The following is a 25,768-nucleotide window of genomic DNA, read 5'->3' on the forward strand; positions in this document are numbered from 1 at the left end:
CCTCCTTTAGAATGCTAGTTGTTGTGCTACACGTTTTAATTGACGTGCATTTTCTGATGGGCTTAAAGGTGTTGGTGAATGTAAATGCACCTCTTGATGTACACCTTTATCATTTGTACCTTGTCCACCTTCACCGTTCACATCAACATCTACTTTTACTTTGTGTTCAATTTCCGTTTGTATGGCATCGATGGCACCATTAATGTCGTTAATAATATCGCTAACTTCAACGTGCGGTTGAATCCATTCAGCTACTCTTTCAGCAGCTTTAATGGCATCCGATTTCATGTCAGCTAGACCGATAATAATTCCTTTCACCAAGTTATGGCCAATCATCTTCTTACCCCATCGGCTCGGACTATGAATGTCTAAAGCACTTTGGATAGTGGCTTTGATACTCTCGGCAATGGATTGAGCTTGTGCGAGAAGGTCAGGCGTTAATTCTGATAATCCTTGTTGCATACCTTTAATCACATTACGGCCAATCTGAGGCATTGTAGCAACCATAGCATTGAATTGATTGACGGTACCTGTACGCACTTCTTTAATTTTGTTGGCCCATTCCGTTTTATAGGTATCTAACTGCGTAGCCGTTTCAGCTGTTAATTCTTCAATCTTTTTAGCAGTATCTTCTTTCATTCCTGTTAGCTCTAATTCAGCTTGGGAACGTGCTAGGTTAGATTTCTCTTGCCATAATGCTACATATTCGGCAAGCTGCGTAGCACTCAAAGTATTTAAGGCTGCGATTTCAGCAGATGCAGATGGTCCTAATGCTTGTAGTTCGGCTAACAAACCTTGGTCAATGCCTTTAGCCCCTAGTGCTTGTAAATTGGCTGCCCACTCTTTAAATGCCTCGTTCTGCCCTCTCAAGTTATCGATTAACTTTTGACCTGATACAGCTGCCTTCTCTTCCATTTCATCGAAGATACCAGCAACACTATATAATGATTGCGTTCGTGATTTAACTGCATCCTCATATTCTTGTGTAAGTGCTTTGGATCCATCGATGAGTTTTTGATTAGCCTCTTGAATCTTGGATGTGTATTCTTCATTGAGAGATACCAACTTTTCATGAATTTCTTTCTTTGTTTGTGCCACCTTTTCTTCGTAGTAAATACGTTCCTCACTACCTGCTTTGTATTGCTTCATATACTTTTCATAAGCAGCCAGTTCCTGAGTAAGTGACAATTGATTGAAATTCTTTTTACGATCAATGTAATTTTTCTCTTTCTCAAACTGCTCTTTGGCAAGTTCAGCCATTGCTTTGTTGTAATTATTCTGTGCTTTAATACGCTCTTTTGTATTTTCCTTAAACAGAGTAGTTGCATACTTCCAGTACCCTGCTTGTTGTTCAGTAGACCATAATTCAAGTGATTCTTTATTAGATACATACTGCTCTAAAGCTTCTAACGTTTCAGCTTGTGACTTACTTCTTGCTTTAGCTAGTGCTTCAGCTTCTTGTTTGGCTAATTTTTGACGACTAGCTGCAGCATCAGCCAAGATGTTATTAATGCGTTGTTGTTGAGCCTTCGTATTTGTTTGAGTCTTTTTTGATGCCGATGCTTTAATAACTGAAATTTGTTGTTCAGTTTTACGGTCAAGATCAGCACGTTTCTTAGCATAATCTTTTTGAATGGCAAGAGCATTAGCGCTTGTATTGGAGGTTGTATTTTTAACAATATAATTAATGTTATCCATCGCTGATTTCGTTGTTGTAATAGACTTGCTGAAATCAGGGATAGCCTTGCCAGCCATGGTATTTGTCGCCTTTTGAACTACGTTAGTAGCAGATTCAATACCCTTAGCAACGCCAATGGGAATCCATTTAGCTAAAGCGATCATGACGCGAGATGGCGAGTGAATACCTAGTTTGTTTCGTAGCCATTCTGGTAATAATTCAGCTAGCTCCATAACCTTTGCTTTTACCTTGCCGAACCAGTTATTGATCCCTGTCACTAAACCAGCTACAATATATTCCCCAATCTTCACTAGACTAATGTTTTCTAGGAATGATTTAGCTGCATTCCATCCATTAACGACAGCCATTTTGACATTCTCCATCGCTGTTGAAACAGTGGTTTTAAATCCGTTCCATATCGTTTCAATCACGTTTTTAATGCCATTCAGTATTGTAGAAACTGTGTTCTTAATGCCTGTCCAAATGCTTTTGATAACGTTAGCAATAGCATTCAATACGGTTGAAATGAAATTTTTAATCCCATTCCAAACTGACCGGACAAGACCAGAGATGCTTGTAAACATATTATCTAAAAATGAGGCAATACTACGCCAAATACTCATAAAAATTGATTTGATACCGTTTAGAATCGTATTAAAGAAAGATTTTATACTGTTCCAAATCGACATAATCGTAGATTTAATACCACTAAAAATAGTCGTAACAGTATTTTTAATCGTATTTAGAGTATTCGTGAATATTCCTTTAATAGCTGTCCAAATGCCTTGTAAGAATGTCTTAGCAGTGGAGCCAAAAGCTTTGAGTGGGCCAAGTAATTTACCTACAAAGTAAAGATTCACAGCACCCCAGATAGCTTGTAATGCTCCACCTAAGATCTGCTTAACTCCATCCCATACACCCTTCCAATCTCCTTGGAACAATGATGTGAACACCTTTACAATGCCTAGAATAATATCAATTGCACCTTTAATGACATTCATTATCGCGTCCCAAGTAGAGACAATTAAAGCTTTCACAACAGGCCACACAAACTTCATGATATCTCCTATGACTGTCATGGCTGTTGTCACTACATCACCAATAAACTTCCAAATTGTAGAGGCAGTTGCCTTAATGCTTTCTTGGTTTTCATTCCAAAATGACGTTATCTGTGTCCAAACTGACATGATCGAGTTTTTAATTGCTGTTACGGCCATGGATATCCCTGTTTTAATTACTTCCCAAGCAGTTTGAACTTGTGACCTAAATTTATCGTTAGTTTGATACAGGCGTACCAAGATCGCAATGAAAGCTACTATAGCGATGACAACTAAACCAACTGGATTTGTAATTAAACCTAAACCACTTCCAAACCTTGTTGCAAAAGCCATCACTTTAGTACCTAGAGTTGCCATGGTCCCACCAAAATTTGTGAATAAACCTCCCACTACCTTTAAGGCCTTTCCTAAGCCAGCTGTTAAGGTTGGACCTAATCCTTTAAATAATTTACTAAAAGCAATAACATTAGGCACTACTGCTAGTAAGATACCACCTAATGAAATTAGTCCAGCTAGAATCACGCCTATAGCACGATTACCTTCCATTGCAGAGTTAGTGAACTCTAAAAATTTATTAGCAATGTTAATAATAGCTGCACCAAGAGGAGCCATACCGATACCCAAGTTCACAAGAAACTTAGTGAGATTACCAATTAGTTGCAATACACTCGGCGCTGTTTGCTGTACATAGGATAAGAATGTTTGGAATCCTTGATTTTGCGAAAGACTAGCTGACCATTCTTTAAATCGAGCCATCATTGCTACCAGACCGTCCATCATACCTGATGATGAACCAGCAAATGCGCTAAAAAAGTAAACTATGCCGGCTGTAGCATCTCTGAAGATTGCTCTAATCTTTGGCATATTTTCATTTACGTAATCCATAAATTTTTGGAACTTTGCACTACCACTTAACCCGTTCGCCCACTCCGCAAAACGAGCAGTCATATCCTCGAAGCCTTTTGCAGTACTTGCACTTAATGGAGCAAACGCTGTAAGCATGGATAACAAACCTTTAAACACGTTGCCAAATGCACGTCCAAATGTCTCGAGCATTGGACCACCAGAAGTATTCAGGTATTCCAAAAACTTTTGAATTGGTGGAGAGTCTAGTGATTGATTAAGCTGATCCATTAATTTTGCAACTGCTTGAGCACTAGATAAAAATAAGGGCCTTAGTTTAGTAAGTAATGTATTTGTGAACTGCATAGCACTTGTAAAAGCTTGCAGGACTGGTTTTTCAGTCTCTTTTACTAAGGACTGATATGTTTTTTTCATTGCATCAAAGGATTGTTTTGCTTTACTTTGAGTGGCGTTTAACTTCGCATTTTCGTCAAATAATTTTTTGATGGTTGGTATTGCTACAATCGCAAATGCGCCAGCTGCAGCACCTGCGCTAACAAATGCTCCTGCTAAAGCAAAAGTAGAGCCTGCAACAGTCCCAATCATTGGACCTAAGTTCGCAATTGCTACCCCTAAATTAGCGATCAATGGAGATATAGCAGGGAAGACCGCCATTAACGTACCCATAAGCGTGTGTTGCATTAGCTCGCCAAATGCCCGAATGTTTGTCGCTATACGATTTATACTGTTCTGGAATTCTTGTATTCGTGCCTCTATCTTAATGACGACTTTCTCTCGCACTAATGCAGCTATACGAGCACGTATTTCAGCCATGCGGCGGCGAAATTCACTAACGTCCGCACCAATGTCTACACGAACGTCATTTGCAGTAGTTCGTATCGTATTCTGGACTTGTCGCATACGAGCCATAAACTCAGTGATACGTGCACCAATACGCGCTGTAAAGTTCCCGTTCATCTACTTCACCTCTTCTTGTTAAAGTTCTCAGCCCATTTCTTCATGGCTTCTTGTGCCTTAGCATGACGTGTAGTATCAATTTTCTTTGATTCTTTCCAAGCGTTATCACCGTCAATAATTCGCTTACGAGCACTTCTAGCGTCAAACAAGTCCTTCTCTATGTTCAACTTTTTCTTATTAGCAGCGATACGATGAAATACAGCCATACGAGCCATGTTTTCTAAGTCGTCAACATCTTGGAGAAGAGCTCCCTTTTTAAATGCTTTGTACTCATTAGGCGTCCATGACATGATTAGATCCACTTCATAGATACCCATGTTTTGCGCTGCATCGGTTAAAACTTCGAGCCATTCTAGTCCGTCAACTCGGTTTCGCCCAACAACTCCGCCTTGGCGTCCATAAATATTTGAATGCCCTTCTCGTTCTCGGCTTTTTCCTCGTCTGTCTTGCCCATCGTTTTGAATAGCTCTAAGTTCTTCCAAAACATCTTGGCATCTCTTTTGAAAAAACCCGAAGAATCAATTTCACGAAACGCCTCTTTGAACAGTTCTTCTGTACCTTCGTCTTCATCAATTCGTGCTTCTAAACCTTTCTCGATTTCAGCAATTGTTGGGCGTCCTTTAGTCCCCAAGTGAGCTAAACCGCAATCCCAAAAAGCTTTTAATGCGTCTATATCAAATTGTAGTAATCCTGTATAAATAGAACTAAAACCACCCACTTCATTACCATCCTTGTCAGTTTGGTTGTAGTTTTTATCTGCTAAATTTTTAAATGCGAAACCAAATTTCGCGTCGTGTTGTTTACCTGCAATTGTTAATGTAGCCATGTTATATAGCCCTCCTAATGTTTTTAAGTAAAAGAAAAAGCACCCCTGAGAGTGCTTTGATTACGATTCTGTGACTGTTACAGCGACAGTTGCTGTTTTACCACCACTTACCGTTGTAATCGTTATTGTTGCTGAACCTTCTGCCACGCCTGTGATTAATCCAGCGGATGTCACCGTAGCAACAGCCTCGTCACTTGAAACGAATGTAACGTTTTTATTGGCTGCCTCCGCTGGAAGAACAGTCACTGTAAGTTGACGAGTACTGCCTACTACTACCGATGTTGTTTGTGGTGTTACTGATACACTCTCCACTACTACACTTTCCGTTTGATCCTTACCAAATTCGCCCGACTTTTCACCAGGTGTTTCGAAGCCGTACGTTGCAAATTCAATTACCTCTTGCGGAAGTTTAGGCAATTTACCTTGTTGTGATTTACCAATGACTTGTAATGTTGCAGACAACTCCTGGAAGCCATCGCCTGGAGATGACTTCTCCACCGATTCAACTAACGTGTAGGCAAAATTCGCGTCATGCGTATCATCATCATTTACTTTTAAATCAACTTCCCACACTTTTAATTGCTTTTCATTTCGAATGGCATCGAGAATTGCTTTTTGTCCAGGATCATTTTTATCACCATAAGCTGTGATTTCGAATGACTCACTGGATTGCCCATAAGCTAAAATACGTCCAAATTTAGTTTGCTCATCTACTAATTCACTCTCAAGCGAGTAACTATTTTCAGTAAGATTTCCGATTAAGAAACCATCTGAGCCAAGTGCTGCATCTGCTAATTGTACGAGCAAGACCGTGTCTTTACCGTTTTGCATAAGTATTTTCCCTCCTAAAATAAAAACAGCCCATTTAGGACTGTCAGATGTTTTGTACTTTATATTGAATTGTTAAAATGCCATGTTTTACACCTGGGCTATTATCGTCAATAACACGAGATTCACGTATTGTGACACTTAATACTCTCGCACCTGGTATTGGATAGTTTCGACCCATAAGAGCCTGTTGACAAGCTGATAACATCTCGTATACTACGCGCTTGCCGCTGTAATCATCGTTATCCTTCCACCAAGTGTGTATCGTAAATGTGATAGTTTCGATATTACTGGTTTTGGTATTAAATGGGCTCGTGTAAGGCTCTGAGATTGTTATATATGGATACGGTGTATTCTCATCGACTGCATCATAAACACCAAGATCATCTTCATCTTTTCGTGTAATGGATGTTAGAGCTTGACTAGCCGTTAACTTTTGAAAAATAGCTTTCTGCAATTCAAAGAAAGGCAAGGCATAGTAATTACTCATAAGCCTAATCGCCTCATTTCTCTTTCGAAGTATTCTCGACCAGCATCTACAGCAGGACCCCAAAATGGTTGAGCTCTCATACCTTCAGTAGTTACATATCGACCTAGTTTTGTGCTGAAATACGTCCATGGTGTTCTACGGCCATTTCCATTCTCAGCATAAATACCGGTCCCATGCTCCACATAAATTGCATAATGGACCCCTACTGAAACGACCGCATTGTATTTACCTAACATCTTCATTTCGATTGAATCACGTAAGCTACCGTCATCTACAGGAGCTAAAGCTTTAGCCTGCGTTTGAATAAGCCTCGCCGTCTCGTATATGATGTCTGATACTTTATCTAGTAAACCTTCTTCAAACCTTTGTGCTGCCCTTAGTAATCGTCGTCCACTGAATGTAATCCTAGCCATTATTCAGTCACCAACTTTAACGCCACACGCATGATTTCATGTTGTCCCCCTTGATCTTCAGGACGGCCAGCGAAAGCATAAATTTCACCATCAAATCGTAGTTGCATATTAGATTTTAAATCTGTGCGATAAGGGTAATACATAAAACGATCAAGTGGGTTTTGAACCTGATGCGCTAATAACCTCTCTTTAGATGTTGGTGTATCAACGAATGCCTCAATGGTATCAACAAGAGACCACTCTGTTATAGAGCCCCCTGCACCATCAGATACCTTACGTTTCTGAACTACTTCAACCTCATGAGGAAATTGTTTCATGCTACCACCTCAGCTTTCTATATGGCTTTAATGGCTTATAAACTGTTGCTGGAATCTCGTCTGAAAATGAATAAGCCACCGTCCCCATGGATCTACTAACTAAACCTAACTCAGTAGTTTCGAAAAACTTACATCCCTTTGCAATGAATAGCTTCATAGCACTTTGTTTCTGCCTATCTGCACCCTTTGACATGTCAAACATGTTATTGGTCCATGAACAGCCAATGTCGTAGAGAACAGGCGCTAGTGCTGTGTAATGGTCTACTAATTGGGTAGTGGATTTATCGTTATTTAATGAAATGATTTCATTGATTTCGTCATTTGTCGGATTCCACATTTACAACACCACCTGAGAGCATTTCAATTAGCTCTTCTTCTGTTTTATTTGAATACCCCTTAATACCACGCACTTTGCACAAATCTCGTAACTCTTTAACAGTTAATTCTTCAAGATTTGGGGACGTTTCTTGTTTTAGTGAACTATTGACTTTCTCTTCTGTAGATTCCTTTTTTACATTATGATAACGGCGCAAAAGCATACTCTTCCCTCCTTTTCACAAATAAAAAGAGAGGTGTATATCCTCTCTAAGTAGTGGCGATTTTCACAACACCGTTATCGTTGTAAAGGTTAGTTGTATAGTGTGCGTTGGCTGCTACAACAACTGTACGAGCTAGAATATCTTCGTCCTTTTTCACGTCAACTTCTTTTTTATTCACAATTTCAACTGCACCGAATTTCTGTAAAAATGCTGTACCTTCAGTTAAACGATTAGAACGTTCGATATCTTTAACACCAACTAATTCAGCAACTTTGCCTTTAGCTATTGCTGTTTCCTGAATACTACCACCTACAGTAAATAAAGATTTCACTAATTTTGTATAGTCTTTAGGGTGAATAAATAGTACACATTCAACTTCTCCTTCATCACCAAAAACATCTTTAGCATCAATAATAGCAGTTGGAGTGACAGGTGCAGCATTATGAGATAACAAGGAAGTATTTAAAGTAGCTAGATAATCGATTTCAACTTTATCTTTCATTGCTAAAAGTAGTTGTTTTTCAGCTTCATTTAACGTTCCTTTAACGTTTGTAATAATCGCTTTTTCGGTAATTTCGATTGCTTTACCTGTTTCTTTTACCGTTACTTGGGAAGTAGTCATGCTGAGCTTTGTAGTGTCCATTGGCACACCTTCTTGTAAATCAGCAGCTGGACCAACATACCCGTATTTTGGGCGAGTAATCGTATCACCTGGTTGACCTACTAACGTATTGTCAGTCGTTGCGTATGGTGCAAAACGAATAGCTTTAGGCAGTTTTGCTGAAATTGCATCTGCTAAAACCTCTGGATTAATTAGATCAGCAGCTTTTGTTTGAGCAAACATCTGGATGTTTAAGCTTTGAAATTGTTTGTTCAAAAATTGTAAACCAATTACTTTCTTCATATTCATTCTCCTATTCTTTCAATGATTTATAGAGCTCATAGTCTGTGTTATATAGCTCAGTTTTCTCACTAATACTCATGGCATCGAATTGTTCCTTGGTCACTTTTGGCTTACCACCTCCCCCTGGATTTGGAGGCGTATACCCCTTCAATCCTTCAGGTGTAAATAGGTAATCATCAGATGCTTTTAATGCTGTTAATTGTTCATCAAGGCCAAGTAACTTATCACCATCTAACTTTATAGCTTCTAAATTTAGATTTGCTCTAACAGCTTTAACGTTTTTTGCTTTTGCATCACGTAACGCGCTATCTAATGCATGCTCAAAATCACGTTTTTGTAATTCAGCTTCATGATCTGCTTTTGCATTTGCATTTTCTTGTTGCAAGCGAGTAATTTCAGTTTGCAACTCTTCGTTGCCTGCTGCCTTTGTCTGTAATGTTTTTAACTGTGTATCTCGTTCAGCAATAGTTTCGTTTGCTGTTTTAAGTTCCTGTATTTTGTCATCAAGACGTGATTTGGGAACCATCTGACCATAACCTTCAATTACTTTATCTGCTTGTTCCTCTGTTAAACCTAATGCAATTAAATCTTCTTTTTTCATGTGATATACCTCCTATTTCGCATTATCGTAGTACGCACGATAGGGTTTTGGTTTGTTACTTTAACGTCTGCAAACGCCAAAAAGACGGGTTTTAGGCATAATAAAAAGCCGTATGACTACAGCTATCCTTCACCACTAAATTTTTTCTTCCACTCTTCATAACTCACGAACGGAACCACAACACTTGGTGGCTTTACTTGTTTGTACGCTTTATTGAAAGCTTGTTTGTAAGTAAGCCCTAAATCAGACATGTAAGCATCAATACGAGCAGCCAGTGTTTTTTGGTAGGTATCGTCCATGCAGTCCCTGCCTCGTCGGTATTCAGGTAACTTACCATTCACCATGTAAATCGTGTGGCATCGGCACTGAATATCCATTGAAGCGATGCCCCATAGTCTCGGAGCTTTAGACTTCCACTTTCCATAGTGATAATAACCATCCTTATCAGCTTTCTGACCATCTAACTTACGATGTGATTTACGGACCCTAGTATCAAGCGAGGACATCCACACCTTAGTTAGCCGTGCTGATTTACTCGCCTGTTCCTCGATAGCTAAATCAACCCTTGACCTCACTCTGCCACCCTCTGTACGAGCAACAAGGATGGCTTTTTTTCTTGTCCATCCCATAGCGTTTTCTATTCTAATTGCCATGTCAGTGTAGCTTTCGCCAGCTTGTAAACTCTGTGCAATCTCGATGTTCAAACGCCTGATAATTTCGTTTCTATGAGCTTCAAATATCTTCGGTAACGTCAGAAACTCAACTGGATTAGTAATTGCTGCTTGAATCACTTCAATAGATGGTATCTTAAAGCCCATTTCCTCACCTGTAGACTGTTGTAATAGATAAGCCATCAATAAGTATCTCTCAATGTAAAGCCGTTCCTCCGACTCTCGTATGAGCTTAATAATAGCTTTGTAATCAGCATTAAGCTGTTGAGCGATCAACTTCATTTCTTGATTAAAGCGATTGTACTTATTTACATCAGTCCAGGTAGCTTGACCGTTCTTACCGAACTTTTGATGCACCTTAAGCATTTGATTCAGGATTGACTTAAGGCGCTTATTAAATACTTTTTCGATGTCCTTTTCGGCTTTGGATTCAAGCTCATCTAAAATACGATTAATCTCCTGTTGATTCATCGTCATCATCCTCGTCTAAGAGCTCTAAATCTTTACCATATAATTTTTCATCACGTTCTAATCGCTCTTGTTCCTGAGCCACATCTTTTACCCAAGGATGATTTTCTAAAATGGTCGTTTTAGAAATGACGCCTTCGCTATCTCGGGCCATCTGGACAATTTCAGCTTCGTTAGTAAGTAGCAGCTTGTTAAATGTAAACGTAATATCACGTGCATCAAAATTACCTTTTTTGGCAAGTTCGCAATACGTTTGAATGAACCACATAAATTCACGCAATGAAAGAGTGGCTTTGCGCTCAAACATAGACGCTTTCATGTCCAGTAAAGAATATAAATTCTCCAATGCAACACCTGAAGGTGCGTTCCCAATAATGTCTGGCGAAGGGTTAACACCTTGGCCAAATGTATACACATTCTCTTTTAATGTGTCCGACTGCGTTTTATAGGCTTCAACAGGGACCTCCGCACGAACTGTGTCGATACCGCCCTCTGCATCTATATTGACAGCCTTATACCGTTTTAGATTTGTCATAAACTCGGCTAAAGACTCACCATCATATCCTCGCAATGCCCAAATTAAAGCCTGCATATCTAAGAGCGTATTTTGCGCATCAGAGACAAGCAGGTCATAGTTATCAATATTCTCTTTAATAAAATGTAAATCACTCATCTCTTCGCTGTTATTTAGAAAAGGAATAAACGGAACCTTTCCCCATCCCATCCCCGAAATACCCTCAGCGTCCGTAAAATGTGTTGATGGATTCACTTCAACATTTACATCCAGATAAACTTCATCGTCAATCATTTCGTAATAGGTGACCATTTCATCATCGTAGACCTCTAATTTGATGATCTCTCCCAATGCATAGAATCGAATACCTGCAGCAAGCTTTTTTCGTTTGCTATAGTCGTAGATTGGGATGAAATTTTCAGCTGGCACAACCATATAATCAAAATCGCCATCCTCATTTACGAAGGCGTGCAGCCACTCAATACCTTTATTAGAAGCACCTTTGACAATTTCGGTAATAGTGTCCTCCCACTGCTCACCTATGATTTCCTCTAGTAACTGTAGTTGCTGCTTGTTATCAGATTTACTACCAAACACCATTGGCTCTCCAACTAAATAAGCAACCTTTTGATCCACTAAGATCTTATGAAACCCTGAAGGAATTTTTGAGTTGATAGCGTCTGGATCTTCAACTTTCTTCTCGTCTTGGTATGTGTAAATCTTGCGCTCGTTGATCTTATTATTGACCCCATAATACTTAACACCTTCAAGCATCTTGCTACTGTCAAACGCGTCATACAGCTCTTTAATAATTTCTGTTGGTGCAGGTGTATTAGCTTTAACATGTGCAATTAATTCATCAGTGTGCGTTCGATCTAACATAGCAACCCTCCTTTACTTTAATACGCCCATCGTCGCTTTCATGTTTTCCATTGCGTAACGTAAGGCATCGATAATATGGTTATTTGCATCGATCGGTTCATTCAGCCAACGTCCCTCTTTATCTTGTTTGAATGTGTACGTGTTAAATTCCTCGATCGTATTTTCACAAGAAGGGTGAATATAAATTTTATAACCTTGTAAAAGGTTAATACCCTCCATTACAGAGCCTTTGCCTTTAGCAGCTGCCTTCACGCCGCGAGCCCCCAAATTATTTAGCTCTTTAATCAATCGTTTTTCAGCGTTATCTGCTGTAACTCGAGTACGTAATAGCTCTCTTTGCTCAAGTATGTTGTAGATATCCTTAGTAAGCATAGCCTTTTCGTAATGCTCGTCATAAATCCATATCTCTTTATTTGCTTTATCTACAGCTGCACTTACTAATGTTGTTGGGTCATTTGTGAAACCAAAGTCCATACCATGAACAGTTTTTTGCAAGCTTTTAATTTTTTCTAAAGGAGCAAAATCTTTAACCTCAAAATTATCGAAAATAAGCCCTTCAGCTACGCCCCATTCGCCATCACATACGATTCTAGCTCGTCGTGGATTAGTGCGGTATAAATCTGTGTAGCGAGCTCTATCAACGTCATCTAACCACTCGTTTACACGGAATGTAGTTGTAGTAGCAAACGTATCCTTTTCTCTTGTTGAAGGATCAAAAAAAACACGCTTCAACCAATGGCGTTCTGACCAAGGGTTAAACGTGATTGTAATTTGCTTGAAAAAGTCCTCAGCTTCATAGCTACCTCGGATCGATTCAACAACGGTGCGAAATTTTTCTTCTGTTTCAATTTGGTACGCTTCCTCAAACCATGCCCAACATAAAATCCCAATCTCTACTGTGATCGATGTAATCTTCAGCTCATCATCTAAACCTCGAAATAGGATTTTCTGGCCAGTTGGAATGTAGGTTATCTCTGGCAGTGATTCATTGAATTTAAAAAGGTGTGCAACCTTTAACTGGTTACACGCCCATTTCAAATCAGTATATGTGGATTGTTTATTTGTATTTGAGTAACGGCGGATCACTAGTAAATTTGCCCAAGGGTGTTTCATAATACGGTAAATAAAATTCAATGCCGTATTCTTACTTTTTTTACTTCCTCGGGATCCTTTTACAACTCGATAAAACTGCTTATTATGCCAGAAACGATTGTATCCGCCGCCTATCGCTTTTGCGACATCAACGTGTGGTCGCTTAGTCATCTTCTGGCACGTTATCCACGAATACTGGCGTTACAACAGCCGTAATGTCCTGCTTGTCAATCCACATGCGGTATCGCTTGCCAAGAAGCTCTGCGGCCTTGATCCGGTCCTTTGCAGATACATCGATATCGTCAATCGTTTGAGCTCCTTCACCAATACCTCGAAGCGTTTCTTCTGTGTGCTCTCCGCGCATTACTGCTGTCAAATATTCCATGACTTCTTGCTGATCTGCTACACGTTCTGATTTTAGTTCTTCAAGGCGATTGTCTATATAGGCTTTTATGCCGACATTTGCCAACAATTTGTATGATTGACCTCTTGCATAAGTTTTGCTATATCCAGCTTGTAGTGCTGCTTCTTCTGCATTTCCTAATTCAATATAATTATCTGCAAACGCTTGTTGCTTCAGGTTTAATTTCTTTACTTTCCCAATGGCATCACCCCATTATGCTAGTTGCTTTTACAAAATAATAAAAAGCCACGCTAAATTGCACTGAACCCCCAAAAGTTAGAGCAAAAATCTAAAGTTTGGGGTTCACTACAAAAAAAACGTGACTTAATAACACCTATCGGTTTCTTTTTCTTCTTCTCTTTGGCCGTATATTTTTTCTATCATTATTATTTTCTGTCGAAATACTTTCTTTTGAACTTTCAATTTTTGCAATCGCTGAAGTAGTGGCATTTGTAACAAATACTTGAAATAAATTATATACATAACTTTTTACTTCTATTATAAAATTCACAAGTATAATCACATATATACTTATCAATACTGCCGCAATAATTTCATTTATTTTAGTAGTGAATAATTGACTTTCCCAATCTGGTGGCAAATATTTAAAAATAATTAATATAATAAAATTACCTATAATTAAAATCAAATATGTGCATATAACTCCAAAAAAGTACAAATTATAGGAGGCAAATTTCGATACGTTTTCCCGTTCACTTACTACAGTTAGCATCGTGTTAATTGTATTTTCATTAGTTAACGCTTGAAATATTGCATAACCCGTTATTAGTACTGCAAAAATAGGTATCATCACAGCATTAAAATTTACTGTTAAATCTGAAATAATCGTTAAAGCTGCTGTTTCTTTAAAAGCAAGAGTATATAAAATATAAAAGCATAAAACAAACAAAAAGATAAGGAAAAAAATCCTTTTGTAAGATAACTTAAAATTAGCTTTTACGCTTTTTTTGTAAAGTGCAGTAGATCCTAGCTTTTTTAATTCCAATAAACTCAAGGTATTATTAATTAATTTGTCCTTGTTATTCATTAATACCACCTTTATCTATTTTTATTTAAAAAGTTTTTTATAATACTCCTCTAACTTTCCATAGACTCTATTATATATAGTCTTGTTTTCTTCACTTAATTCATTGAATTCAGGTTTGTTTATTACTTTACCTGTAATGGTATCTATGTTTTTACCAAACGATTCTGTTTCTTCTACTTGTATATTCATTACTTCTGTAAAAGATCCGTCCTTTAATGTTCCAGATGTTCCATTTTTATATTCTACCTTAATTGTCGGTTTCATTAAACCTTTTGTGTCTTCAATCACTTTCGCTACATTTTCCTTTTCTGTTGGCGTATTGAAACTAACCGCACCTGTTTTACTTCCTAAACTTTTGAGTGCTGTTGTTAAATGCTCTACTGTTTCATTATCCATAATATCCCCATTTAACGGATAAAATCTTAATGTAACATTTTTTATTTTTTTTACCTTCTTTAATTCCTCTAATATCGCTCCTTGGAACGGAATTGCTACTACATTAAGGAGAACCTGTGGAATCTTTTCTTCCTCCGGTAAGTTCGTGTTTTTTACACTAATGAAGCTTTTCAAAACATCTCTTGCTAAACTTGAAAAATTCGCTAGGGTAGGGCTTCCTTTTTGGTTTTTAACTAGAACCATTCTGTGGTTTTGTAAATTAATTACAAAATAAGAATATGGTGCTGAGGGATAACTTTCATCAGTTTTAACTAGCTCTCCATTAATGTATTGAGATTTAATCTCCAAAACCGTTCTTTTAACGATTAATCCCGCTAGTGCATATTCCCCTTTAACATTTGTTAATTTCACATTTTCAAAAAAGAATGACTTGGGTTTACCTTGTATCTCTTGGCTGAATGCTGGAAGAATCACATCAAAAAAATGATTTAACATAGGTTCATTGTTTTTTCCAAAGGTGCAGTTAAAATTTGCTATAAATGCTTGTTTAGTTTCTGTTGTCATGCTTAGTCCCCCTGATTATCGACAATTTTATACAAAATTATACTAGATATTCCAAAGGAATCAACCAAATGCACCACAGAACTTATGTTCCCATTCTAACATATTGTAATTGTATAGTAAACTGTAAGCTAAAAAAAGCACTGACCAAGGGGAGATCAGTGCTTTTCATAAATTGTCGATACTATCATATTAACACGGTCATATTGCCCTCGTGAATGTCCCAAAATTGCCCTTACTCAATTTTTAGACCATAGATGCCAAAAAGAAGGACAGAAAGTCGAGATGCAGCAGCATCAATCAGTTTATAAACCGATCTTTCGTTAATCTCATATTCCTCTGCCAGCTTAGAAATCGACTCGCCGTCAATGAATCTTTTTTGTAAGATGTCGTAATGCTTGCTGCCATCTTGTTCGCAAATTTGTTTCATAGTTTCAAGTGCGTTGTCTAAATGGTTTAACATCTCAATTGTTCGACCTTTTGACATGCGGATAGAAGAAACAATGTCCCTTTCGTTCAATACTAACTGGTGAATCGGTATATCCTCTTCATCATTTATCATATCGTTCACGATTTCTTCTTCGACATATATTTGGAAGTTCGTATAATGTTTCAGTAACAACTTGGTGTTATGCAACCGTTTATCCTTTTCACGTTCCAGCTCTTCTTCCTTCTGGGCATTAAACACTTCGATAGCTTTTAAGGTTGCGATTTGTGTTACCTCTTCGATTAATTTAGCTTGTTTCATTGCCTCACCTCTTTATTCTGCTTTAACTTTCTCTATCCTTGCTTTAAGGGCATTCATTAGATGATCTTGTGTACTCGATTTATCTAAAAGTGCAGAAATAACATCCTCGTCCACGCCTCCTGAAACAGTTAAGTGGTGAATGATTACTTTTTCTGTTTGCCCTTGTCGGTGTAAACGTTTATTGGCTTGCTGATACAATTCCAGGCTCCAATTTAGGCCGAACCATACAACATGATTCCCTCCCTGTTGTAAGTTAAGGCCATACGCTGCAGAAGCAGGATGTGCCAACAAAATATCAATTTGGCGATTGTTCCAATCTGTCTCATCTTGTGGCGTCTTCAACTCTCTTACTTTTAAACCGGTTTTGCTAAGTGCTTTCAGGATCCGGTCCTTGTCATGTTGAAAGTTATAAAAGACAAGTGCCGGTTTACCGTTTAGTCCTTCGATTAACTCGTTAAAGGCTTCAATTTTACATTCATGAACGTCAACAATTTTTCGATCTTCATCATAAACAGCTCCGTTACAAAGTTGTAGTAGTTTATTAGTCAAAACAGCTGCCGATCCTGCATCTATTGTTGATTCATCGATTTCTAGTAACATTTCCTTCTCTAACTTCTCATACGCCTTTTGTGCTTTGCTATCCAGCATTACCGGAATTGTGTTATATGTAATGTCCGGCAATTCAAGATAATCCTCAGCTTTCATGGAAACGCATATATCGCCTATTAAATTTTGTATCGCATCCTCTCCACCGGCTTTAGGTGCGTATGAAAATACTCGATCTCTTGTACGTTGATCCGGTTCAAAATATCTTTCTCTGAAACCTGTGATATTTTTCCCTAAGCGTTGGCCACCATCCAGTAAATAAATTTGTGCCCATATATCTAACATGCCGTTTGGTGCTGGCGTACCTGTCAGACCGACTATACGTTGAATGTGTGGCCTTACATTCTTCAAAGCTTTAAAACGTTTAGCGTTATGGTTTTTAAAGCTTGAAAACTCGTCTACCACCACCATGTCGAATGGCCAAGCTTGCCTATAGTAATCTACTAACCACGGAATATTTTCACGGTTAATAATATAAATATCTGCAGGTGTATTTAAAGCTCGCATCCGTTTTGTTGCAGATCCTAAAACTGTTGAAATTCGTAGCAGCTGCAAATGGTCCCACTTAGACGCTTCTTTTGACCAAGTACTTTCAGCAACCTTCTTTGGTGCAATGACTAATACCTTGTGTATGGCAAAACGGTTATACTTTAAATCGTTAATAGCTGTTAAAGTGATTACAGTTTTGCCTAATCCCATATCAAGAAGCAATCCAAGTGCTGGCGTATTTAGCACTCTATTAATGCAATACTTTTGGTAGCTATGCGGCACAAACTTTGTCATGCTTACATCACATCCTGAATAAATCCGTTTACAGCTTCCTTGCTGTCTAATACATAAACTTGTTGGCCAAGCAGTGCTAATTTTCGATGCTGTGCTAATTGTAAGGCCGTTGGCTTTTTACCTGACGCTTTCAACTCTACTAAATGCACTCGGCCATTTGGTAAAAAGATAATCCTATCCGGTACACCAGCATTGCCTGGTGATTCCCATTTATAAGCCTTGCCACCGATTTTCTTTATCTCATTTCGTAAATGTGTTTCTATATCTCTTTCTCTCAAAATATTAGCCTCCAATTCTTTGTCTACCTTGTTTACTTTCTTTTGCTATTTTCACCTATATATATAATTAGGCTATTTAGGCATAACGTATATACGCCTAATCCACCTAATATGCCTAATATTGAATATAGTTATATTTAAGGTATACAAGGTATACTAATACTAATAAATGCTTATTCATCAATGGTTTTTACGTATACTTTGCTGTATACTTTCTAACAATTCCAAAGTATACAGGTATACATTTCACAAATTTTAGGTAAGTATACAAAATAGCCAAAGTATACGCATGTTTAAGATGGAAAGTATACAAAAATCGACCATTCAACCTTTAACATATCCACCTTTTACTAATCCATAAGGGCCGAATCTAAAAGGATTAGAACGCTTTTCCCAACCTTCTATTTTTCCGATTACATCATTTATCGATATTGAATCTGTACGCTTCATGTTGCGAATCTCGCCTTGCAAACACTCAACCCATATCTCAACTGCGCAAATCCGATCACGTTCTACTAATTGAATATCAGACTTGCCAAACTCACTTGACCAATACAATTTTCGTTCACTAACATCTTTTTTCTGCCAATCTAAAGGCACTTTACGTTCTACAAATTCACGAATAAGACTTTCACGTGGATCCTGTTCTGAATGGCTTTCCTGTTGACGTTGCGCCTCTTCTAACAAGTCGCCAGTTAATATCAGCGACTCGCCCAGCCGCCAATACATCACGGCCTCAGCCCATAACTGGTCCACTTCACTACTTAAATGCTGGAACACGCTTTTTAAATTCTTCTGCACGCCAACATCAATTGGCCAAAATCTTCGACCACCGGTTGAATCTCGTAAATAATCACTTCTATTACTCGTACCAAAGAAAACACAGCTTCGAGGGTGCTTTTCTGTTTTAGCTGCATAAGCTGCCCGGTAATGGTCAAATGTTCGACTCAGGAAACCTTTAATGGTTGTTAAATCTGATCGATTGTAGGCACTCATTTCACCCACTTCTACAATCCAAGTACCTTGTAGTAACTCTGCAGCCTCTTTCCCCTCAAACGTTTCAATGCTGTTACTGAACCAAGCTTTCCCCATTATTTGAATTAAGGTAGTTTTCCCTAATCCTTGCGCCCCTGTTAATACTGGCATTGTGTCATATTTACAACCTGGAACCATTGCCCTTGATACTGCAGCAACAAATGATTTACGTGTAACAGCACGCACATAAGGCGTATCAGCTGCACCAAGATATTCAATAAATAGTGCCTCTAATCGTTTCACGCCATCCCAGGTAACATTGTTTAAGTATTCTGTAACAGGATTAAACCGGTTACGTGCAGCACACTGATTTAAAGCCGGTTTAATCTTGTCTCTAGACTGAAAACCTAACACTTTTTCCAAATAGATTGCTAGGCCGAAATCATCGTTTTCACCCCATTGAAATGAACCTTGTTCCTGATCGCGGGGCGCCCAGGGCATCGGTGCAAAACCGACAATTGCATTTGCAAATTCATCAAGCCTGATCCGGCCACGTAAATTTGTATCTCCTTCTAAAGTAATTAGCACATTTTCACTCGTTCGCTGTGGTTGACCATTTGCAGGATTTAATTTTAATTTGTGAATCCAACTCACTTCATCCTCTGTCGTTGCTGCATTCTGCGGTTGGCCAAAGTCTGCAACTGCACGTTCATAGCGTTCCTGGTTCATAATGGCCGCAACACCGGCGTCATTTAAAGCGAATGAACTCATTTGCACGAAAGAAGGTAATTTATTTACTGGCGTATCTGCCTTTGCTCCATCATCTAATTCGCTGTATTTATGCAAGCGCACTAAATCAAAAGCATTTACTAGTTTCCCACTACACGGATCCGTTGCATGGTGCGAGTAAAGGAATAGCCCATCTTCATAAATAACAGCACCACCAACGGTTGATCCTTCAATAAATGTATAACGTCCACTGCCATCATCTGTTGGTGTATAGACACCGGGTAAAAATGCCTCAATGGCTGCGTGAATATCGTATTGACGACAAAAGGCACCGATTACACCGCGCTTTTCTAATGGATTCCCTTGTTTGGCTGCTAAACGGACATGCGTTTGCCCTGCCCCTGGTACTTCTGGCCATTCCTGAATGTTGCGCCAGTCACCGTACATAGCAAGCACACCATCAGCGTCTAAAAACGGCTTATCCCCAAACTGAAATACGTATTGGCTATCAGCTGAACAACTCGGCCAATACATCAGCCTTGAAGCTTCAAACGTTGTAGGATCCGCAAAAGAAATCCCAATAATTGATGCTATTTTACGTGCTAAAGGCTCGTATTCATCAGCTGTAACAGTTCTACTAAATGGAACAAGCACGCGTAAACGTGGCTTGCTCTCATGGTGTTTACGTGTGCTATACGTTACATAAGCGCACCCTAAACCTTCTAACCTTCTTAGCACATCTTGCGTACCGCTAGAAGGAATATTGTCCAAATCAAGTGTTAAAATGTCGCGGCTTAATACATTAGTGGCTTTACGTCTGTTATTTAATAATTCACCTGCAACAAAACCCCCAACATCTTTAAGTTCGTCCTGTTGTGACTTAGCCATTTTCAGATATTCTTCAAGTGTTTCGGTGCCTCTAATTGGTGTACGTAACCGTTCAACTAATTCAGACCAATATAATTTTTGAGCAGGCCATACAGTCGCTTTCCTGCTGCCAGCTGCCGATATTGTTATTTGCCTGTTATTTTGCATAGCAGCATTCATCCTTCCTTATGCCAGGGCCCTTTCAAGCTTTACCACTCTATAAGTTTCTTCTAAGAGAGGAATTTCAAAGAGTAAGTATCGATCCAGGGCATAAAAAGTCATCTTCCCTTTTGACTGCTCCGGATGTTTTTTAGACCAATAGCGCAATTCTAGCCCATCGCTTGTTTCAACTAACTCGTGGTCAAACTGTTTTAATTTCTTCAAGAAAGCATCAAGAATAAACACGTTTACCACAGATCCATTTGAAAGTTTTCGAGGTTGTACTTTCTTGGTGTCAAACTGTGAAATTGTATTTTGAAGATTGACCAATTGATTTTCTAACCTCCATTTTTTATCACGGTCAATGTTTTGCGCTCTTAATTTCCCTTTAATGCTTTGTGCCTCTGATCGTAATTTTTTAACGATAGAATTAAAATGATCTTCATAGGACATACTTTCACCCTCCTAATCTTTCATATAGTAAGCCGAAATAAATCCATCGGCATTTAACGGTAATCCGGGCGCCCATGCTATAGGATGGCCCATAATGGCTGCTACTTTGTCTAAATCAGCTAAATGCACCGGTACATCAAGCACAACCTCATCATGAATGTGCATTACGGTTTCATAGCCTGATATTTCTAAACGTTTTAATGTTTCAGCCAAGCAATCGCGTGCAATGGCCTGAACAATGTTCTCGGTTAATTTGCCACCATAAGTGGAAACCTTACTCCATTTCTTAGTTGTTTGATCCATGCCCCAATAATGGATAGCTTCTTTACCAAAATCATTTTCAGCAAGAAAAGGCTTTGCATAGTACAATTTGCGGCCACTTGGTAGTAAGACAGTTAAGAAATCTAATCCGTTTTGAATATCACTTTCCCTGGCAAATAGTAAGCCTTTCACGCCCACCGGTTGCCCTGTTCGTAATACTGCAAGAGCAGCATTTTCTAATGAGTACCACAAATCTACGATTCTTTTGTTTGAAGACCGCCAGCGCCTTACAATGTCCGGTAACTCGTCTTCTGATAAACCGTTATTTAAGGCACCCATTTGTATAAGCGCACCGGATCCCCCTTGATACCCTAAAGCAAGCTCGGCCACTTTCCCTTTTTGTCGTAACTCATGTTCCGGATTTCCTTTTTTAATCAGTTCAAGTGGAACGCCAAACATCTGTGAAGCTGAGGCCTCGTAAATTTTGCCATGCGTATTGAAAACATCCAAACGCCATTGCTCACCTGCTAACCAGGCAATAACGCGCGCCTCAATAGCGCTAAAATCTGAAATTAATAAGGTATTACCCTTACTTGGAATAAAAGCTGTACGAACAAGTTGAGAAAGCGTATCAGGCACATTGCCATAAATGAGTTTAAGTGTTTCAACCTTCTTAGCACTTACAAGATCTCTAGCAAGTCCCAAAGTATCCAGGTAATTTCGAGGTAGGTTTTGCACCTGCACTAATCGCCCGGCCCATCTTCCTGTCCGGTTGGCTCCATAGTGTTGTAACAGCCCTCTTACTCGACCATCTTCCCCCAAAGCTTCTACCATTGCTTGATACTTTTTAACACTTGTTTTGGAAAGCTCTAGTCGTATTTCCAATACTCGTTTTACTTCACCAGTAGTTTCATTCACTAAATTAGAAACTGTTTCTTTTTGAAGGTTTTCAACTTGGATTCCTTTACTTTCAAGCCATTCAGTTAACTGCTGTGTACTATTAGGATTCGATAATTTTGTAATATTTGAAGCTTCAATTGTTAATGCCGAGGTTGTTAAATCATCAACATACAAAGCGCCATTTACTAGCTCTTGGTCGATCTTTACACCTCGCAAGTTTATTCGTTGATCTAACTCCCAAAGTTGCTGTTCGGCTTGCGGTACTGGAAAACGATATAGCCGCCTCGCAATTTCTTTCTCAACTTCAACGTCCTGCAAGCAATAATCCTTAAAAAGCAACCATTTTTCTGGCTCGTGATGTGGTAACGTGCGAGTACGTCCTCCGTTTTTCTTGTTTGGCTTTGTCGGTGTGCAAAACAGTTTAATCAAGGCCGTACCTGCAGTCATTTTCCTTTTATCTTGCGGTAATCCCAGCGCGACAGCTGTTGGCCCAAGACCGGATGTAAACCCACAATACAAGCCGTGAAACATCGTACAGCGCCATTGTTCTAAAGGCGTTTTAAAGAACTTACTTAATGAGTACCATTCAAAGGCTGCATTATAGGCGTTCTTTGTCACATAAGGATCTGCTAAAGCTTGAATAATGTTTTGCGGAATCGTTTCTCCCTGCGCTAAGTCAATAATCTGAGAAGGTTGACTGTTCACTGAGTACGCAAAAAGCAGTATTTGAAAATCTGGGGATTGCACATATTTGTACAATCCCGCCTTTTTAATATCAACGCTACTAAACGTCTCAATGTCGATATTTAATGTTTGAATCATAGTCCATAAACGCCACCGATTGGTGCGCCAGTGATTGGATCAAATTGCTGTTGCTGAGGTGCAGGTTGTTGCTGTTGTTGGCCATATCCTTGTTGCGGCATTGGTTGCTGTTGACCATACCCTTGTTGCATTGGCGGCTGTTGTTGATATTGTGGTTGCTGGCCATATCCCTGTTGCGGCATCGGTTGTTGCTGTTGACCATATTGATGTTGGTTAAAAGGTAATTGCGCTGGATCAACATAAGGTGCCTGTCCACCAACACTTGGGCCGAAATCATTTTGAGCAGCTGGTGCTGACGCCCCTAACGGCTCTCCGTCACGAGTCTTTTGTACATTCGTACTTAGGTAGCAACCAATACCTTTTTTTCCTGCTTGAGCATAAGGCGCAAAGTTAACAGCAATCCGAGCATACATTCCACTATACACCTCTGTAGGGTCGATAATCGGATTGTAATTAAGGTCCACAATCTTAGGTGGTTGATCTACTTTTGATGATGCAGAAAATACCCAGTGACCTTTGCATTCTTCACCAAACGGCATTCCATCTGAAGGTTTTACTCCGTCACCGTCGTAAACTGGAATAGCTACCATAGGAGGAATTACACCGTTCCAAACTTTTGATTTCCCGATTTGTTTTGCAGCTTCAATTGCGGCATCAATACTTTGTTTAGTAGCGAAATCAGATTTCGGAACAAGAATCGTCGTACTGAATTTTGGTTCGCCTCCATATTGATTTTCACGAGGACGTAATAAATTCACGTAGCTTAAACGAACTTCACCTGTAACAACACGAGTTGGATTTTGATTTGTCATAATTTCATTTCTCCTTTTATTTTCATTTGTGTTCATGCCCCATCTACCAGAGGTAAACTGTTCAACATGGTAATCTGCAATTTCACCCATTAGCAAAATCCTCCGAAGCATCTGGGGCATTGAGGATCTGCTTTCGTTTATCACCTATTGGCGCAAGTGTTGGTTTACCTGCAGACTTTTGAACAAAACCAGGTTCTTCTAGCAAACTTCTAAATTGTTCAGTTTTTAAGATTTTCTCAATTTGTGAAACAGTTAATGGAACACGATCATAAAGCAATGCTTCATCAATGCCATTGTCTTTCAAGTAAGCAAATGCTGAGTCTAAATCTGTAAAGGATCTTGAACCTCGGCCAGCAACAGCTTTCCATCCTGCTATTTCTGTACCTTTTAAACTTTCCGTTAGCGCATAGTCTTTTAAAGCTTTGACCCAGGATTCAATATGCTGTGCCTTTTCTAAGATGTGGCCAACTTCATCATTACTCAACAATGGCGGTTTCATCTGTTTAAAATCGCCCAGGGCGCTGTATTGGTCTGCTCTTGCTCGGCATTGTGCTTTAGCCCTGCAGAATTTGCAGTGTTCACCTGGTACAAATTCTCCTGTACCTTCAAAAGCCTGTTGAGCAGTCGGTTTTATTTCTTCGCCCCATGCAAGCAATTCATCAGCTGTAAGGTCAAACTCTGAAATACTATTTAAACGGGGTTGAATAATTGCCAATTTAATAGACTTAATTGGATACAAAAAGCTATATTCAATCAAAGCACCTAACGCGTAAAGCTTCATTTGAGGATTGTTTTCGGCACTCACTGAAACACCCTTGCCGTATTTAAAATCAGTTACATAAAGCGTGTCACTACTAATAATTAAGCAGTCAACCGTACCAAAGCCCTCCGGTGCATAGGCGCTATAATCAATCCTTTTTTCTACTGCTACATATGGCGTTGATTTCATGCCAATTGTTAGGCCCTGCAGGTATTCCAAGTATGTGTCTGTATGCTTTAACATTTCTTCCTGGTACAATTCATGTTTTTTCATCTTGTTCAAGCGAGTGTTAAAAGTACGTTGACTCATAGGCTCGGTATAATATTTTCGAAGCTTTAGTTCGGCAATTTCATGGGCAAGCGTTCCTTCTTCTGCATAAGTAGAAGTTGATTCCGGAAACTGTTCTTCCAAACGAACGCTAGGCGTACAATTCAACCAACGAGACGATGCGGAGGCTGAGAGTAACGCGTGCGCCCTCTCAGCGTGCTTAATTGCTGTTGTCATATGTTTGCACCTAACTCACGTAATTTTGTTGCAAAAGCGCCATACTGTTCTTGCGGTAAAGCCGTTAAAGCTTGTACACCAAATGAAGCTAACAGTTGCATTAATTGATCTCGTTTTCCTGCGTCCATAAGTTGAGTTGCAGCTACAGCCAATTGATCCATCGAATACGCTGTTTGAGTTGTTGGTACAGGTTGTTGAGGCATTGGCTGTTGTTGCTGTACAGGTTGAGCTGTTTGAGCCAAAGGTTGTTGTTGCTGATGTGGAACCTGTTGCATTGGTTGCTGTACCGGCGGCATAGAAGTTGGAACAGCTGCAGGCTGTTGAATTTGTTCAGGCATTACCTGTTGTTGAGGCATCGTTTGAGGTTCGCTAACCACAGATGCACTATTTACAAGGTTATTCCCTTGTAGTGCAGAAGCTAAGTTATTTAGGGCCTTTTCAAGACCAGGTGCTTGGATAGTTAATGTAAAATTCATATGTTATTACCTCTTTTCATGTTATAATGTTGATATTGGTGTATTACCTTTGAGCCTAATACCGTTGCTGCGGTAATGGGCTTTTATTTTTGGTCCAACACGATGGTTCCTCGTTGCCATTCGGC

The 25,768-nt window shown here is 39.2% G+C and carries 26 protein-coding genes; all 26 read right to left on the minus strand.

Going from position 1 to position 25,768, the window contains the following annotated elements; translation table 11 throughout:
* Positions 1–6: 6 nt before the first annotated feature.
* The 26 genes from NV349_RS15960 to NV349_RS16085 all read right to left on the minus strand — a co-directional run bounded on the left by NV349_RS15960 (position 7) and on the right by NV349_RS16085 (position 25,643).
* Entirely contained in the window at positions 7–4,557 is a 4,551-nt protein-coding gene (locus NV349_RS15960; protein ID WP_271910546.1) for a phage tail protein, read from the minus strand.
* Positions 4,558–4,562: 5 nt separating this feature from the next.
* Positions 4,563–4,847, minus strand: coding sequence for a hypothetical protein (locus NV349_RS15965; protein WP_271910547.1), 285 nt, complete (start codon positions 4,845–4,847; stop codon positions 4,563–4,565).
* Between the two features lie 62 nt (positions 4,848–4,909).
* Entirely contained in the window at positions 4,910–5,383 is a 474-nt protein-coding gene (locus NV349_RS15970) for a tail assembly chaperone (protein ID WP_271910548.1), read from the minus strand.
* Positions 5,384–5,443: 60 nt separating this feature from the next.
* Positions 5,444–6,214, minus strand: coding sequence for a phage major tail protein, TP901-1 family (locus tag NV349_RS15975; RefSeq protein ID WP_271910549.1), 771 nt, complete (start codon positions 6,212–6,214; stop codon positions 5,444–5,446).
* A 43-nt stretch (positions 6,215–6,257) separates the two neighbouring features.
* Positions 6,258–6,701, minus strand: a complete 444-nt coding sequence (locus tag NV349_RS15980) for a DUF3168 domain-containing protein (RefSeq protein ID WP_271910550.1) — start codon at positions 6,699–6,701, stop codon at positions 6,258–6,260.
* Positions 6,698–7,114: an HK97-gp10 family putative phage morphogenesis protein gene (locus NV349_RS15985; protein WP_271910551.1), complete on the minus strand. Its 417-nt coding sequence runs from the start codon at positions 7,112–7,114 to the stop codon at positions 6,698–6,700. The genes NV349_RS15980 and NV349_RS15985 overlap by 4 nt, the downstream gene beginning before the upstream one ends.
* On the minus strand, positions 7,114–7,431 hold the full coding sequence (locus NV349_RS15990) for a phage head closure protein (protein ID WP_271910552.1): 318 nt from the start codon (positions 7,429–7,431) through the stop codon (positions 7,114–7,116). Before NV349_RS15990 ends, NV349_RS15985 begins: the two co-directional genes overlap by 1 nt.
* Before the next feature lies 1 nt (position 7,432).
* A complete protein-coding gene (locus NV349_RS15995; RefSeq protein WP_271910553.1) occupies positions 7,433–7,768 on the minus strand; it encodes a head-tail connector protein in 336 nt (111 codons plus the stop codon).
* Positions 7,749–7,970: a hypothetical protein gene (locus NV349_RS16000; RefSeq protein WP_058844914.1), complete on the minus strand. Its 222-nt coding sequence runs from the start codon at positions 7,968–7,970 to the stop codon at positions 7,749–7,751. Before NV349_RS16000 ends, NV349_RS15995 begins: the two co-directional genes overlap by 20 nt.
* A gap of 46 nt (positions 7,971–8,016) precedes the next feature.
* Positions 8,017–8,874 (minus strand): N4-gp56 family major capsid protein, encoded by an 858-nt coding sequence (locus tag NV349_RS16005; RefSeq protein WP_271910554.1) that lies wholly within the window; start codon positions 8,872–8,874, stop codon positions 8,017–8,019.
* Between the two features lie 10 nt (positions 8,875–8,884).
* Positions 8,885–9,475, minus strand: coding sequence for a phage scaffolding protein (locus tag NV349_RS16010; protein WP_271910556.1), 591 nt, complete (start codon positions 9,473–9,475; stop codon positions 8,885–8,887).
* A 122-nt stretch (positions 9,476–9,597) separates the two neighbouring features.
* The gene (locus NV349_RS16015) at positions 9,598–10,617 is read right to left on the minus strand and encodes a phage head morphogenesis protein (protein ID WP_271910557.1); all 1,020 of its coding nucleotides are present in this window, start codon (positions 10,615–10,617) and stop codon (positions 9,598–9,600) included.
* On the minus strand, positions 10,598–12,010 hold the full coding sequence (locus NV349_RS16020) for a phage portal protein (RefSeq protein WP_271910558.1): 1,413 nt from the start codon (positions 12,008–12,010) through the stop codon (positions 10,598–10,600). The genes NV349_RS16015 and NV349_RS16020 overlap by 20 nt, the downstream gene beginning before the upstream one ends.
* Before the next feature lie 12 nt (positions 12,011–12,022).
* Positions 12,023–13,273 carry a PBSX family phage terminase large subunit gene (locus tag NV349_RS16025; RefSeq protein WP_058844910.1) on the minus strand — a complete coding sequence of 417 codons (1,251 nt, stop codon included), beginning with the start codon at positions 13,271–13,273 and terminating at the stop codon, positions 12,023–12,025.
* Complete coding sequence (locus NV349_RS16030; RefSeq protein WP_271913607.1) at positions 13,266–13,706, minus strand: terminase small subunit; 441 nt, start codon at positions 13,704–13,706, stop codon at positions 13,266–13,268. Before NV349_RS16030 ends, NV349_RS16025 begins: the two co-directional genes overlap by 8 nt.
* 133 nt (positions 13,707–13,839) lie before the next feature.
* A complete protein-coding gene (locus tag NV349_RS16035) occupies positions 13,840–14,553 on the minus strand; it encodes a hypothetical protein (protein WP_271910560.1) in 714 nt (237 codons plus the stop codon).
* 21 nt (positions 14,554–14,574) lie between these two features.
* On the minus strand, positions 14,575–15,513 hold the full coding sequence (locus NV349_RS16040) for a hypothetical protein (protein ID WP_271910562.1): 939 nt from the start codon (positions 15,511–15,513) through the stop codon (positions 14,575–14,577).
* A 232-nt stretch (positions 15,514–15,745) separates the two neighbouring features.
* Entirely contained in the window at positions 15,746–16,258 is a 513-nt protein-coding gene (locus NV349_RS16045) for a hypothetical protein (RefSeq protein WP_271910564.1), read from the minus strand.
* A 12-nt stretch (positions 16,259–16,270) separates the two neighbouring features.
* A complete protein-coding gene (locus NV349_RS16050; protein ID WP_271910566.1) occupies positions 16,271–17,647 on the minus strand; it encodes a DEAD/DEAH box helicase in 1,377 nt (458 codons plus the stop codon).
* A gap of 2 nt (positions 17,648–17,649) precedes the next feature.
* Positions 17,650–17,925 carry a PDDEXK family nuclease gene (locus tag NV349_RS16055; protein ID WP_271910568.1) on the minus strand — a complete coding sequence of 92 codons (276 nt, stop codon included), beginning with the start codon at positions 17,923–17,925 and terminating at the stop codon, positions 17,650–17,652.
* A 324-nt stretch (positions 17,926–18,249) separates the two neighbouring features.
* A complete protein-coding gene (locus tag NV349_RS16060) occupies positions 18,250–20,664 on the minus strand; it encodes a virulence-associated E family protein (protein WP_271910569.1) in 2,415 nt (804 codons plus the stop codon).
* 18 nt (positions 20,665–20,682) lie between these two features.
* Positions 20,683–21,108: a hypothetical protein gene (locus NV349_RS16065; RefSeq protein ID WP_271910570.1), complete on the minus strand. Its 426-nt coding sequence runs from the start codon at positions 21,106–21,108 to the stop codon at positions 20,683–20,685.
* 12 nt (positions 21,109–21,120) lie between these two features.
* Entirely contained in the window at positions 21,121–23,088 is a 1,968-nt protein-coding gene (locus NV349_RS16070; protein ID WP_271913609.1) for a DNA polymerase, read from the minus strand.
* On the minus strand, positions 23,088–23,993 hold the full coding sequence (locus NV349_RS16075) for a DUF2815 family protein (protein WP_271910571.1): 906 nt from the start codon (positions 23,991–23,993) through the stop codon (positions 23,088–23,090). Before NV349_RS16075 ends, NV349_RS16070 begins: the two co-directional genes overlap by 1 nt.
* Positions 23,986–25,167, minus strand: a complete 1,182-nt coding sequence (locus NV349_RS16080; RefSeq protein WP_271910572.1) for a DUF2800 domain-containing protein — start codon at positions 25,165–25,167, stop codon at positions 23,986–23,988. Before NV349_RS16080 ends, NV349_RS16075 begins: the two co-directional genes overlap by 8 nt.
* Entirely contained in the window at positions 25,164–25,643 is a 480-nt protein-coding gene (locus NV349_RS16085; protein ID WP_271910573.1) for a hypothetical protein, read from the minus strand. Before NV349_RS16085 ends, NV349_RS16080 begins: the two co-directional genes overlap by 4 nt.
* Between the last annotated feature and the right edge of the window lie 125 nt (positions 25,644–25,768).

It is taken from the genome of Lysinibacillus sp. OF-1 (genome assembly GCF_028356935.1).
Taxonomy (GTDB): Bacteria; Bacillota; Bacilli; order Bacillales_A; family Planococcaceae; genus Lysinibacillus; species Lysinibacillus fusiformis_D.